At 62.8% G+C, this 12,500-nt stretch carries 11 protein-coding genes; 8 read left to right on the plus strand and 3 right to left on the minus strand.

Annotated elements, in window-relative coordinates; translation table 11 throughout:
* Positions 1 to 188 precede the first annotated feature (188 nt).
* Genes fruB through fruA form a run of 3 tightly spaced genes read left to right on the plus strand, consistent with a single transcriptional unit; the run spans position 189 to position 3,957 of the window.
* Positions 189 to 1,322, plus strand: coding sequence for a fused PTS fructose transporter subunit IIA/HPr protein (gene fruB / locus ACJ8KE_RS01510; protein WP_033639846.1), 1,134 nt, complete (start codon positions 189 to 191; stop codon positions 1,320 to 1,322).
* On the plus strand, positions 1,319 to 2,260 hold the full coding sequence (gene fruK / locus ACJ8KE_RS01515) for a 1-phosphofructokinase (protein ID WP_015378523.1): 942 nt from the start codon (positions 1,319 to 1,321) through the stop codon (positions 2,258 to 2,260). The genes fruB and fruK overlap by 4 nt, the downstream gene beginning before the upstream one ends.
* A gap of 11 nt (positions 2,261 to 2,271) precedes the next feature.
* Entirely contained in the window at positions 2,272 to 3,957 is a 1,686-nt protein-coding gene (gene fruA, locus ACJ8KE_RS01520) for a PTS fructose transporter subunit IIBC (protein WP_033639847.1), read from the plus strand.
* A gap of 61 nt (positions 3,958 to 4,018) precedes the next feature.
* Here the strand turns inward: fruA and nfo are convergent, their stop codons facing one another.
* On the minus strand, positions 4,019 to 4,858 hold the full coding sequence (nfo, locus tag ACJ8KE_RS01525; protein ID WP_049205268.1) for a deoxyribonuclease IV: 840 nt from the start codon (positions 4,856 to 4,858) through the stop codon (positions 4,019 to 4,021).
* A gap of 98 nt (positions 4,859 to 4,956) precedes the next feature.
* Positions 4,957 to 6,030: a YeiH family putative sulfate export transporter gene (locus tag ACJ8KE_RS01530; protein WP_016926989.1), complete on the minus strand. Its 1,074-nt coding sequence runs from the start codon at positions 6,028 to 6,030 to the stop codon at positions 4,957 to 4,959.
* A gap of 193 nt (positions 6,031 to 6,223) precedes the next feature.
* On the opposite strand from ACJ8KE_RS01530, the gene ACJ8KE_RS01535 reads away from it, so the two are divergent.
* From ACJ8KE_RS01535 to ACJ8KE_RS01545, 3 genes are all read left to right on the plus strand, one after another.
* Positions 6,224 to 6,421, plus strand: a complete 198-nt coding sequence (locus ACJ8KE_RS01535) for a hypothetical protein (RefSeq protein WP_016926990.1) — start codon at positions 6,224 to 6,226, stop codon at positions 6,419 to 6,421.
* Positions 6,422 to 6,528: 107 nt separating this feature from the next.
* Entirely contained in the window at positions 6,529 to 7,395 is an 867-nt protein-coding gene (yieE, locus tag ACJ8KE_RS01540; RefSeq protein ID WP_016926991.1) for a DNA-binding transcriptional regulator YeiE, read from the plus strand.
* A gap of 221 nt (positions 7,396 to 7,616) precedes the next feature.
* Positions 7,617 to 9,095, plus strand: coding sequence for an amino acid permease (locus ACJ8KE_RS01545; RefSeq protein ID WP_028127733.1), 1,479 nt, complete (start codon positions 7,617 to 7,619; stop codon positions 9,093 to 9,095).
* Positions 9,096 to 9,140: 45 nt separating this feature from the next.
* Here ACJ8KE_RS01545 and ACJ8KE_RS01550 read toward each other — a convergent pair whose 3' ends face one another.
* Positions 9,141 to 10,241, minus strand: coding sequence for a GGDEF domain-containing protein (locus ACJ8KE_RS01550; protein ID WP_097101662.1), 1,101 nt, complete (start codon positions 10,239 to 10,241; stop codon positions 9,141 to 9,143).
* Between the two features lie 364 nt (positions 10,242 to 10,605).
* On the opposite strand from ACJ8KE_RS01550, the gene ACJ8KE_RS01555 reads away from it, so the two are divergent.
* Positions 10,606 to 11,688 (plus strand): FecCD family ABC transporter permease, encoded by a 1,083-nt coding sequence (locus tag ACJ8KE_RS01555; RefSeq protein ID WP_004935667.1) that lies wholly within the window; start codon positions 10,606 to 10,608, stop codon positions 11,686 to 11,688.
* Entirely contained in the window at positions 11,685 to 12,473 is a 789-nt protein-coding gene (locus ACJ8KE_RS01560) for an ABC transporter ATP-binding protein (RefSeq protein WP_016926995.1), read from the plus strand. The genes ACJ8KE_RS01555 and ACJ8KE_RS01560 overlap by 4 nt, the downstream gene beginning before the upstream one ends.
* Positions 12,474 to 12,500 lie beyond the last annotated feature (27 nt).

A 12,500-nucleotide genomic window follows, 5' to 3' on the forward strand; every position in this document is an offset into this window, starting at 1 on the left:
TGAGCCGATGAAAGTGTGCGTAAGCTCAAAAATCTGCAATGGCGAAAGGGAGAAAGCTTGCTTTCGTCTTGTGCAGCTCACACACTCCTTGAAACGTTTCAGCGTTGTCCGGCCGCTTGTGGCGAACGGGTAACGCTCCTTTTTCTCAATGAAGCTGAAACGATTCAATTCAGCAGGGGAGGAGAATCATGTTCCAGTTGTCACCGCAAGACATTCATCTGGGCGCCGTTGCCGACGGTAAGCAAGAGGCCATCCGCCTGGTGGCCGCCGCCCTGACCGACGCCGGCTGCGTCAGCGCCGGTTACGTGGACGGCATGCTGCAGCGCGAACTGCAGACGTCCACCTATCTGGGTAACGGCATCGCCATTCCGCACGGCACCACCGATACTCGCGATCTGGTGTTGAAAACCGGCGTGCAGGTGTTCCAGTTCCCGCAGGGCATTGCGTGGGGCGAAGGCCAGACCGCCTATGTGGCGATCGGCATCGCCGCCCGCTCCGACGAGCATTTGGCGCTGCTGCGCCAGCTCACTCACGTCCTGAGCGATGACAGCGTGGCGGAGCGGCTGGCGCAAACCACCTCTGCGGAGGAACTGCGCAGCCTGCTGATGGGCGAACAGCAGAGCGCCGAATTCCAGTTCGACGTCTCGCTGATTGCGCTCGACGTCGCCGCCGACAGCCTGATGACGCTGCAGGCGCTGAACGCCGGCCGGCTGCAAAAGGCCGGCGCGGTCAACGCGCAGTTCGTCAGTGATGTCATCACCCGCAAGCCGCTGAACCTGGGGCAGGGCATCTGGCTGAGCGACAGCGTCGAAGGCAACCTGGCCAGCGCGGCCACCGTCAGCCGCCCGGCGCAGGCTTTCGTGGAAGACGGCGAGCCGGTGGCGCTGCTGCTGACGGTGTCGGTCGCCGACGCGCAGCCGCTGGCGGTGCTCAACTACCTCAGCGATCTGCTGCTGGCCAGTAAAGCTGAACGTTTGCTGAAGGCGGATGCCGCCGGGGTGCTGGCGCTGCTGACCAGTGAAGTGGCTGAGGAAAGCAGCGTGCTGAGCGCCGAATTCGTGATCCGCAACGAGCATGGTCTGCACGCGCGGCCGGGCACGGCGCTGGTCAACGTGATCAAAAGTTTCAACAGTGACATCACCGTCACCAACCTGGACGGCAGCGGCAAGCCGGCCAACGGGCGCAGCCTGATGAAGGTGGTGGCGCTGGGCGTGAAGAAAGGGCATCACCTGCGCTTTACCGCCAATGGAGAAGATGCTGAAGCCGCGCTGAAGGCGATAGGCGAAGCGATTAATGAAGGACTGGGCGAGGGCGCAGCATGAGCAGAAGAGTAGCAACGATCACCCTGAACCCGGCGTACGATCTGGTGGGTTTCTGCCCGCAGATCGAGCGCGGGGAAGTCAACCGGGTAAAAACCGCCGGCCTGCACGCCGCCGGTAAGGGCATCAACGTCGCCAAGGTGTTGAAGGATTTGGGCATCGACGTCACCGTCGGCGGCTTCCTGGGCAAAGACAATCAGGACGGTTTCCAGCTGCTGTTCAGCGATCTGGGGATCGCCAACCGCTTTCAGGTGGTGCCGGGGCGCACCCGCATCAACGTCAAGCTGACGGAAAAAGACGGCGAAGTGACCGATTTCAACTTCTCCGGCTTCGAAGTGACGCCGCAGGACTGGGATCGCTTCGTCAGCGACTCGCTGAGCTGGCTGGGCCAATTTGACATGGTGGCGGTGAGCGGCAGCCTGCCGGCCGGCGTCGATCCCGACGCCTTTACCGACTGGATGACCCAGCTGCGCGCCAAGTGCCCGTGCATCATTTTCGACAGCAGCCGCGAAGCGCTGGTCGCCGGGCTGAAGGCCTCGCCGTGGCTGGTCAAACCGAACCGCCGCGAGCTGGAAATCTGGGCCGGTCGCCCGCTGCCGACGCTGGCGGACGTGGTCGAGGCCGCGCATGCGCTGCGCGAGCAGGGCATCGCCCACGTGGTTATCTCCCTTGGCGCGGAAGGCGCGCTGTGGGTTAACGCATCCGGCGCCTGGATCGCCAAACCGCCGTCCTGTGAGGTGGTCAGCACCGTGGGCGCCGGCGATTCGATGGTAGGCGGTCTGATTTACGGCCTGCTGATGCGCGAATCCAGCGAACACACTCTGCGTCTGGCCACGGCGGTAGCGGCGCTGGCGGTCAGCCAGAGCAACGTCGGCGTGACCGATCGTCCCCAGTTGGCCGCGATGATGGCGCGCGTCGATCTGAAACCTTTCAATCAATAGCAGGAGGCAGAATGAAAACGCTGCTGATGGTAGACAGTTCGCTGGGGCAGGCCCGTGGCCACCTGGCGAAACGCATGCTGGAGGCCGCCGCGGCCAAAACCGGCCTGACGCTGGTCGAGTCGCTGCAGGACGCCGAACTGGTGGCGGTGGCGGGGCAGGCTGCCCCTGCTGACGCCGGGCTGAACGGCAAATTGGTGTATGTGGGCGATGTAGAACAGGCGGTGCGTGAACCGGACGCTTTTCTGGCGCGCGCCAGGGCCGAAGCTGAAACCTATCAGGCACCGCAGGCGGCGGCGCCGGTGAAAGCCGATGGGCAAAAACGCATCGTGGCGATCACCGCTTGCCCAACCGGCGTGGCGCACACCTTTATGGCGGCCGAAGCCATTGAAAGTGAAGCGAAGAAACGCGGCTGGTGGGTGAAAGTGGAAACGCGCGGCTCCGTGGGCGCCGGTAACGCCATCACCCCGGAAGAAGTGGCGGCGGCGGATCTGGTGATCGTCGCGGCGGACATCGAGGTGGATCTGGACAAGTTTGCCGGTAAACCGATGTATCGTACTTCCACCGGTCTGGCGCTGAAGAAAACCGCGCAGGAACTGGACAAGGCGCTGGCCGAAGCTGAAGTGTTCCAGCCGCAGCAGCGCGGCGGCGCGGCGCCGGCGGCGAAGAAGAAAGAGGGCAACGGCCCGTATCGTCACCTGCTGACCGGCGTGTCCTACATGCTGCCGATGGTGGTGGCCGGCGGCCTGTGTATCGCGCTGTCTTTCGTGTTCGGCATCAAGGCGTTTGAAGTCAAAGGCACGTTGGCGGCGGCGCTGATGCAGATCGGCGGCGGCTCCGCCTTCGCGCTGATGGTGCCGGTATTGGCCGGTTTCATCGCCTTTTCCATCGCGGATCGTCCGGGCCTGACGCCGGGCCTGATCGGCGGCATGCTGGCGGTGAGCACCGGCGCCGGGTTCCTCGGTGGCATCATCGCCGGTTTCCTGGCGGGTTACGTCGCCAAGGCGATCAGCAGCAAGCTGCGTCTGCCGCAGAGTATGGAAGCGCTGAAGCCCATCTTGATCATTCCGCTGGTGGCCAGCCTGATCACCGGTCTCATCATGATTTACGTGGTCGGCACGCCGGTGGCGAAAATCATGGAAGGCCTGACCCATTGGCTGCAATCGCTGGGCACCGCCAACGCCGTACTGCTGGGGGCAATCCTCGGCGGCATGATGTGCACCGACATGGGCGGCCCGGTGAACAAAGCGGCCTATGCATTCGGCGTGGCGCTGCTCAGTTCCTCGGTGTATGCGCCGATGGCGGCAATCATGGCGGCGGGCATGGTGCCACCGCTGGCGATGGGTCTGGCGACGCTGCTGGCGCGCCGCAAGTTCCCGAAATCCGAACAGGAAGGCGGCAAGGCGGCGTTGGTGCTGGGGCTGTGCTTCATCACCGAAGGGGCGATTCCGTTCGCCGCCCGCGATCCGATGCGCGTGCTGCCGTGCTGCATCGCCGGCGGGGCGCTGACCGGCGCGCTGTCGATGGCGTTCGGCGCCAAACTGATGGCGCCGCACGGCGGGCTGTTCGTGCTGCTGATCCCGGGCGCGATTTCGCCGGTGCTGCTGTACCTGGTGGCGATCGCCGCCGGCACGCTGTTGGCCGGGGTGGCTTATGCCCTGCTGAAACGTGCTGAAGTACCGGCGGCCAGCGTGGCGTAACGGCGATCCAGCCATAAAAAAACCGGAGCCCAGGCTCCGGTTTTGTCGTTTGGGCGCCGCGTTACTGCTGCGCCTTCAGCCAGGCGATCTCTTCCGCCCAGATGTCCGGGTTTACCGTTTCCAGAATCAGCGGGATATTGTCGAAACGCGGATCGCGCATGATGTAGCTGAACACCGTTTTGCCGATGTTGCCTTCCCCCAGGCTGTGGTGGCGGTCGACGCGGCTGTTGAACTCGCTCTTGGCATCGTTCAGGTGCATGCCGCGCAGGTAGTTGAAGCCGACGATGTCGCCCAACTGCTTGAAGGTATGCTCGCAGTCTTCTTCGGTACGCAGATCGTACCCGGCGGCGAAGGCGTGGCAGGTGTCGATGCAGACGCCGACGCGGCTTTTGTCTTCCACGCCGTCGATGATCGCCGCCAGGTGTTCGAATTTGAAGCCCAGGTTGCTGCCCTGGCCGGCGGTGTTCTCGATCACGGCCGTCACGCCGGCGGTTTTGTCCAGCGCGATATTGATCGATTCGGCGATGCGCGCCAGGCACTTGTCTTCATCGATTTGCAGCAGGTGGCTGCCGGGGTGGAAGTTCAGCAGCGTCAGCCCCAGCTGTTCGCAGCGCTGCAGCTCGTCGATAAACGCCTCGCGCGATTTTTCCAACGCCTCGGCTACCGGGTGCCCCAGGTTGATCAGGTAGCTGTCGTGCGGCAGGATCTGCCCCGGCCCGAAGCCGTACTGGGCGCAGGCGCTCTTGAACTTATCGATAACGTCGGCGGCCAGCGGCGCGGCCTTCCATTGACGCTGATTTTTGGTGAACAGGGCGAACGCGGTCGCCTCCAATTCGTGCGCGCGGATAACCGCCTGATCCACGCCGCCTGACGCGCTGACATGTGCACCGACAAACTTCATCTTCATTCTCCTGTGTTATCGGTGACATTATGGCATTGATGGCGGGCGGATTGAATGGCGAAAAGCGGCGGCCCGCCGAAGCGGGCCGCCGAGGGCGATTACAGCAGGTGTTGCACCAGTTGGTTTATCGCGCCGCCGCCGACCAGCAGCCAGACGAACAGCAGCGTCGCCAACAGAATCGGTTTCACCCCGGCCTGGCGCACGGCGCTGATGTGGGTGGTCAACCCCAGCGCCGCCATCGCCATCGCCAGCATCCAGGTGTCGGCGGTGATCAGATGGCGCACCAGCGTGGCCGGCAGCAGGTTGAAGGAGTTCAGCCCGGCGACGGCGATAAACAGCACGGCGAACCACGGAATGGTGATGGCGGATTTTTCCGCCTTGCCTGCGCTGCCGCGGCTGATGTAGCCCGACAGCAGCAGCAGGAACGGCGCCAGCATCATCACGCGGATCATCTTGGCGATCACCGCCGCATTTTCGGCGTCCGGCCCGATGGCGTGCCCGGCGGCGACCACCTGAGCCACTTCGTGAATGGTGGAGCCGGCGTAGATGCCGAAGGTTTCCTGGCTGAACGGCAGCCACTGGAAGTGTTCATTCAACTGATACAGCCACGGGTAAACGAAGATAGCCAGGGTGCCGAACACCACCACGGTCGAGACCGCTACCGCCACTTTGCTGGAATCGGCCTTCAGCACCGGCTCGGTGGCCATCACCGCCGCCGCGCCGCAAATGCTGCTGCCGGCGCCGATCAGTATCGCGGTCTGGCTGTCGATGCCGAACACTTTCTTGCCGAGCCAGCAGGCCAGCAGGAAAGTGGTGATCAGGGTCAGCGCATCGATGATGATGCCGCTGGCGCCCACGTCGGCGATCTGCTGAAAGGTCAGCCGGAAGCCGTAAAGGATAATGCCCAGACGCAGCAGGCGCTGTTTGGCCAGCTGCACGCCGCCGTGACAAACGGTTTGCCAGCGGGGGTACAGCGTGTTGCCCACCAGAATGCCGAGCAGGATCGCCAGCGTCAACGCCCCCAGCCCCAGCTCCGCCACCCAGGGAATATCGCCGGCCCAGACGGCCAGCGCGGTGAGCGCGCCGGTCAGCGCCAGCCCCGGCACCAGCCGCGGCAGGCCGAACAGCGGAAAGCGTCGCTCGGGGTAAGTGTGAGTGGTATCAGTCGCCATAAAAGTCAGTCCTTCAGTCTGTTTCTTGCTGCTAAGAGTACGTTTGGGCTGAATAAAAGAGAAATTGATTATATATTTATAACCTATCTGAATAAGTGGTATTGCGTCAGGCATTGGCATAAAGTCGCATTGCGGCTAGGGTGAGGTGGAGCGGCAAGCCGCCGTCAACTTTCCAACTGAACAGGAGCAGGCGATGGATACCGACGATCAACGCAGAGAGCAGGTAGATCAGGAAGTGGGGCGCGCGGTGCGGCGGTTGATTGAAGAAAACAAGGCGATCGACCGCGACCATCTCGTGGCGATGCTGCAATTGATACAGCGGGACGAAGCCGGCACGCCGCGCGAGGCGGCGCTGGCCGCGGCGGCGCAGCTGGTCGCCTTGGGCAAGTAGCGCGCCGAACTGGCCGCAAACGGGGTAGCCTGGCCGGGCTACCCACATCATGTTGACATTAATTTTGCGGTTCTCTGGCAGAACCCTTTTTCAATACCGGGACGGCTATGCATATCACGTTGCGTCAACTGGAAGTCTTCACCGAAGTGCTGAAAAGCGGTTCGACCACTCAGGCCTCGGTGGTGCTGGCGCTGTCGCAGTCGGCGGTCAGCGCGGCGCTGGCGGATCTGGAGGGGCAACTGGGCGTGCAGCTGTTCGATCGCGTCGGCAAACGGCTGGTGATCAACGAACACGGCCGGTTGCTGTATCCCAAGGCGCTGGCGCTGCTGGAGCAGGCGGGGGAGATCGAGCAGCTGTTTCGCCATGATGGGGGGGCGTTGCGCATCGCCGCCAGCAGCACCATCGGCAACTACATGCTGCCGGAGATGATCGCCCGTTACCGCCGGGACTTTCCGGCCACGCCGCTGGAGCTGAACGTTGGCAACAGCCAGGACGTGATCGTGGCGGTGGCGGATTTCCGCGTCGATCTGGGGCTGATCGAAGGGCCTTGCCATATGCCGGAGCTGGTGACGCAGCCGTGGCTGGAGGATGAGCTGGTGGTGTTCGCCGCGCCGGACAATCCCTTGACCCGCCAGCCGCCGACGCTGGAGGCGCTGGCGAATGCGCCTTGGATCCTGCGCGAGCGCGGTTCGGGCACCCGCGAGGTACTGGATCATCTGCTGCTGGCGCACCTGCCGCACTTCCAGCTGGTGATGGAGCTCGGCAACTCGGAGGCGATCAAGCATGCGGTGCGGCACGGTATTGGCATCAGTTGCCTGTCACGGCGCGTGGTGGCGGAGCAGTTGGCCAGCGGCGCGCTGGTGGAACTGCCGGTGCCGCTGCCGCCGCTGCGGCGCACCCTGTACCTGATCCGCCATCGGCAAAAGCACATTTCCAACGCCTTGCAGCGTTTTCTCAGCTATTGCGCGTTGTAATCGACAGCGCGTCACGTCTTCTATCGCCGCGCAGGCAAAAGAAAGCATAAAAACCTGCGCGCGCTCACATTAATGAGAGTAAGTAAGGCCATAAGGGCCGCGGCTAATAATTGCCTCTGAATTATGAAGCTATCTTATATCGGTGCAATGTTGCTAGTTCACCGGCGGGTATTTGTTACAATCCGCCCTCATTTTTCGAAGAGCAGATAGATAGGGAACGAATGGCTCAGCAGGATATAAAAACATCGGGGCAGCAAGCTCCCGGATTGCGCCGCGAGCTGAAAGCCCGGCATTTGACCATGATCGCCATCGGCGGCTCCATCGGCACCGGCCTGTTCGTCGCCTCGGGCGCCACGGTTTCTCAGGCCGGCCCCGGCGGGGCGCTGCTGTCTTACGCTCTGATCGGTTTGATGGTGTACTTCCTGATGACCAGTCTGGGCGAACTGGCGGCCTTTATGCCGGTCTCCGGTTCATTCTCCACCTACGGCGCCAAATACGTGGAAGAAGGCTTTGGCTTCGCACTGGGCTGGAACTACTGGTACAACTGGGCGGTGACCATCGCCGTTGACCTGGTGGCTTCGCAATTGGTGATGAGCTACTGGTTCCCGGACACTCCCGGCTGGGTTTGGAGCGCGCTGTTCCTCGGCCTGATGTTCCTGCTGAACTACATTTCGGTGAAAGGGTTCGGCGAGGCGGAATACTGGTTCGCGCTGATCAAGGTCAGCACCGTGATTATTTTCATCGCCGTCGGCGTGCTGATGATTGTCGGCATTCTGAAAGGCGGCGAGCATGCCGGCTGGCAGAACTGGACCATTGGGGATGCGCCGTTCGCCGGCGGCTTCTCGGCGATGATCGGCGTGGCCATGATCGTCGGCTTCTCGTTCCAGGGCACAGAACTTATCGGCATCGCGGCCGGCGAATCGGAAAATCCGGGTAAAAACATCCCGCGCGCGGTGCGTCAGGTGTTTTGGCGTATCCTGCTGTTCTATATCTTCGCCATTCTGATCATCAGCCTGATCATTCCGTATACCGATCCGAGCCTGCTGCGCAATGATGTGAAAGACATCAGCGTCAGCCCGTTCACCCTGGTGTTCCAGCATGCCGGCCTGCTGTCGGCGGCGGCGGTGATGAACGCGGTGATCCTGACGGCGGTGTTGTCCGCCGGTAACTCGGGCATGTACGCATCGACCCGCATGCTGTTCACCCTGGCGTCCGAAGGCAAAGCGCCGCGCATCTTCGCCAAGCTGTCGAAAGGCGGCGTGCCGCGCAACGCGCTGTACGCGACCTGCGTGGTGGCCGGGCTGTGCTTCCTGACCTCGATGTTCGGCAACCAGTCGGTTTACCTGTGGCTGCTGAATACCTCGGGCATGACCGGCTTCATCGCCTGGTTGGGCATCGCCATCAGCCACTACCGTTTCCGCCGCGGTTACATGCTGCAGGGGCGCGATCTCAACGACTTACCGTACCGTTCCGGGTTCTTCCCGCTGGGGCCGATCTTCGCCTTCGTGCTGTGCCTGATCATTACCCTGGGCCAGAATTACCAGGCTTTCCTGCAAGACAAGATTGACTGGTACGGCGTGACCGCGACCTACATCGGCATTCCGCTGTTCCTGCTGATTTGGTTCGGTTACAAGCTGTCGCAAGGCACCCGTGTCGTGAAGTACAGCGAAATGGAATTCCCGAAGATGGACGTGAAGTAATCTTCGGTGAGTGACACGCGGCGGGAGTTCCCGCCGCGTTTGGGTTTACTTTTTCCCGCCTTTGGCTTCCGCCAGCGCCTGCTGCGCCGAGCTCATCAAACTCTCTACCGTCGCGTAATTCTGCGTCAGCGCCAAAATGCCGGCGTTAAGCCGCATGTTCACCTCGCCGAACGCGCCAAAATCGTAGGGCGCCTCCAGCGGCGGCACAATGCGCGCCAGAAACTCGCTTTCCGCGCCGTAGGGCAGATCGTGCACCAGAATCAGAAACAGACCGCCGGTATAGCGGCAGACGTAGTCGCTCGGGCGGATCAGCGTCTTGAGGCGCTCGCCGACGGTGCGCAGCACGTCGTCGCCGATCTGGACGCCGTGACTTTGGTAGAGCGCCGCCAGCGGGCCGAATTCGAGAATGAACAGGTGGGAGATCGGCTGCGCCGCTGCGGGGCGGCAGATGCTGCGCATCACTACCTCGCCGCCCGCGCGGTTGAGAAAGCCGGTCAGGCGATCGCGGTGCGATGCCTGCTGCTTCTCCCAGGCCAGCGTGACGTGCTGCACCAATTGGCGATGGTAGCGCGCGATCATGCCATGGGCCAGCACCAGCCACAGCGGCGCGAGATCCGCCAGGACAAACAGATTTTGCACGCGCGACAGCGGCGCCGCCAGCAGGTAGGGCAGCGTCAGCGCGCTCACCTCAAGCAGCGCGAAGCGCGGCGCGGCGGCATGGCGCTGCATCAGCCAGCAGGCCAGGGCGGTAATGGTCAGGCCGGCGAACAGGATCAGCACGAAGCGGCCCGACAGCATCGCCAGCGCGGCGCTGGCGCCAACCAGCAGCGCCCACAACAACACTGTCACCAGCATGGCGTTCGGCCAGGCGGGTTGGCGTCTTTGCGCCAACCTGGCGCGCCCGGCGGTCAACAGCAGCAACAGCAGCAACAGGCCGATACCGACCAGCGGTTGGTTCAGCCAGGCGTACCCCGCCAACAGCGCGGCCGGCCCCACGGCATTCAGCCAGGGGGTGAGAGGAGAGGGCGTCAGCGTGAGACGCAGCTGGCGTTGAAACGGTTCGTCATCGGCGTGCAGCGGGCTGTGCAACAGCCAGTTCAGCAGCGCCGGGCGTTTGGGCGTTACCGCCGGAGATGGACTTCTCATTACAGCCTCGTCAATAAGGCCGCTCTTGCGGCGGCCTGAAAGTTTTTTGCACGCGCGGTGCTGTGGTTTTGGATTCTATGTGGTTTTGCCGCTATTTGTCAGAGTCTGGTCGGATCAGGAATAATTTTCAGAATAATTAACCTACTGGCCGTTGGCGGGGGAAAGCGTGGTGGTTTGAAAAATGGCGAGAAAAAACAAATTATTACATTTCGACAACGCTGTTTTCACCTATTGATATGATTGATAAGTATTATCGTTTGCTTTATTGTGGGCGGCTGCGCGCAGGCGGTCGCCGCGCGCTTTCCGGTTTACGGCGGACGCCTTCGCGCCGCTGTCATGATGGTTGTAACAGGTATCTTAACGAATGAGCGTATCCACCGATCCCATGACTGACGCCAAGGGGCAACCCAACGCCGGCGTGATGGGGCGTTATCAGCATATTCTTCGCCATCGCCTGTTGATGATGGGCGTGTTGGCACTGGCGATCCTGGGCTCGCTGCTGCTGGATTTCACCATGGGGCCGTCCGGCCTGTCGCTGTCCTCCTTATGGCAAACGCTGCTTGACCCCGCCGCGGCCGATGCCGGCACGCGGGTGATCGTCTGGGACATACGCTTGCCCTATGCGCTGATGGCGGTGGTGGTGGGCTTTGCGCTCGGCCTGGCCGGGGCGGAAATGCAGACCATCCTGAATAACCCGCTGGCCAGTCCCTTCACCCTCGGGGTGTCTTCTGCCGCGGCCTTTGGCGCCGCGCTGGCGATCGTGCTCGGCATCGGCATTCCGGGCATTCCCGATCAGTGGTTCATCTCCGCCAACGCTTTTATCTTCGCGCTGTTCGCCGCGCTGATGCTCGACGGCATCACGCGCTGGACGCGGGTCGCCACCTCCGGCGTAGTGCTGTTCGGCATCGCGCTGGTGTTTACCTTCAACGCGCTGGTCTCGATGATGCAATTCATCGCCAGCGAGGACACGCTGCAGGGGCTGGTGTTCTGGACCATGGGCAGCCTGGCGCGCGCCTCGTGGGACAAGCTGGGCATTCTGTTCGGGGTGTTCGCCGTGCTGCTGCCGCTGTCGATGATGAGCTCGTGGAAACTGACCGCGCTGCGTCTGGGCGAAGACCGGGCGGTGAGCTTCGGCATCGACGTGCGTCGTCTGCGGCTGACCACGCTGCTGCGCATCAGCATGCTCTCGGCGCTGGCGGTGGCTTTCGTCGGGCCGATCGGCTTTATCGGCCTGGTGGCGCCGCACATCGCCCGCATGATCTTCGGCGAAGATCACCGTTTCTACCTGCCGGCCAGCGCGCTGATTGGCGCGCTGGTGCTGTCGATGGCCTCGGTGGCGTCGAAAAATCTGGTGCCCGGCGTGATCATTCCGGTGGGCATCGTCACCTCGCTGGTCGGGGTGCCGTTCTTCCTGAGCATTATTCTGCGCCATCGGGGGAACGTATGAACCAGGGCTTGCGCATAGAACACTTCTCGGCGGGCTACCCGAAACGTCAGGTGATCGACGATCTCTCGGTGCCGATGCTGCCGCGCGGGCAAATCACCGTGCTGCTGGGGCCGAACGGCAGCGGCAAATCGACGCTGCTGCGCTCGCTGGCCGGGCTGAACCCGGCGCAGGGCAAGCTGTGGCTGGACGACGGCGATCTGATGCAGATGCCGTTCGCCCGTCGCGCGGAGAAAGTGGTGTATCTGCCGCAGTCGCTGCCCGCCGGGGTGCACCTGCACGTGCTGGAGTCGATCATCGTGGCGCAGCGCGCCTCGGGCGGCCGCAGCAACGCCGGCAGCGAAGCGGAGGTGATGGCCCTGCTGGAGCAACTGGGCATCGCCCATCTGGCGTTGAGTTATCTCGATCAGCTGTCCGGCGGGCAGAAACAGCTGGTGGGGTTGGCGCAGTCGCTGATCCGTCAGCCGTCGCTGCTGCTGCTGGATGAGCCGCTGAGCGCGCTCGATCTCAACTATCAGTTCCACGTGATGGATTTGGTGCGCCGTGAAACCCGCAAGCGCAATATCGTGACGGTGGTGGTGGTGCATGACATCAACATCGCGCTGCGTCACGGCGACCACGTGCTGATGCTGCAGGATGGCGATCTGATCGCCGATGGCGCGCCGGATCAGGTGATTACGCCGCAGAGCCTGGCGCGGGTCTACGGCGTGCGCGGGCGCATCGAACGTTGCTCGCAGGGCACGCCGCAGGTGCTGATAGACGGTTTGGTAAACCAGCCGACGATTTAACCCAAGAAAAAGCCCGGCATCGCCGGG

This window comes from Serratia sp. CY56464, from assembly GCF_052168435.1.
Classification (GTDB): Bacteria; Pseudomonadota; Gammaproteobacteria; order Enterobacterales; family Enterobacteriaceae; genus Serratia; species Serratia marcescens.

Excerpts from the sequence above, each read along its gene's own strand:
- ACJ8KE_RS01560 (WP_016926995.1), top strand. The coding sequence starts at position 11,685 with ATGAACCAGGGCTTGCGCATAGAACACTTCTCGGCGGGCTACCCGAAA.
- fruA (WP_033639847.1), top strand. The coding sequence starts at position 2,272 with ATGAAAACGCTGCTGATGGTAGACAGTTCGCTGGGGCAGGCCCGTGGC.
- yieE (WP_016926991.1), top strand. The coding sequence starts at position 6,529 with ATGCATATCACGTTGCGTCAACTGGAAGTCTTCACCGAAGTGCTGAAA.
- ACJ8KE_RS01550 (WP_097101662.1), bottom strand. The coding sequence starts at position 10,241 with ATGAGAAGTCCATCTCCGGCGGTAACGCCCAAACGCCCGGCGCTGCTG.
- ACJ8KE_RS01535 (WP_016926990.1), top strand. The coding sequence starts at position 6,224 with ATGGATACCGACGATCAACGCAGAGAGCAGGTAGATCAGGAAGTGGGG.
- ACJ8KE_RS01545 (WP_028127733.1), top strand. The coding sequence starts at position 7,617 with ATGGCTCAGCAGGATATAAAAACATCGGGGCAGCAAGCTCCCGGATTG.
- fruB (WP_033639846.1), top strand. The coding sequence starts at position 189 with ATGTTCCAGTTGTCACCGCAAGACATTCATCTGGGCGCCGTTGCCGAC.
- nfo (WP_049205268.1), bottom strand. The coding sequence starts at position 4,858 with ATGAAGTTTGTCGGTGCACATGTCAGCGCGTCAGGCGGCGTGGATCAG.
- ACJ8KE_RS01530 (WP_016926989.1), bottom strand. The coding sequence starts at position 6,030 with ATGGCGACTGATACCACTCACACTTACCCCGAGCGACGCTTTCCGCTG.
- fruK (WP_015378523.1), top strand. The coding sequence starts at position 1,319 with ATGAGCAGAAGAGTAGCAACGATCACCCTGAACCCGGCGTACGATCTG.
- ACJ8KE_RS01555 (WP_004935667.1), top strand. The coding sequence starts at position 10,606 with ATGAGCGTATCCACCGATCCCATGACTGACGCCAAGGGGCAACCCAAC.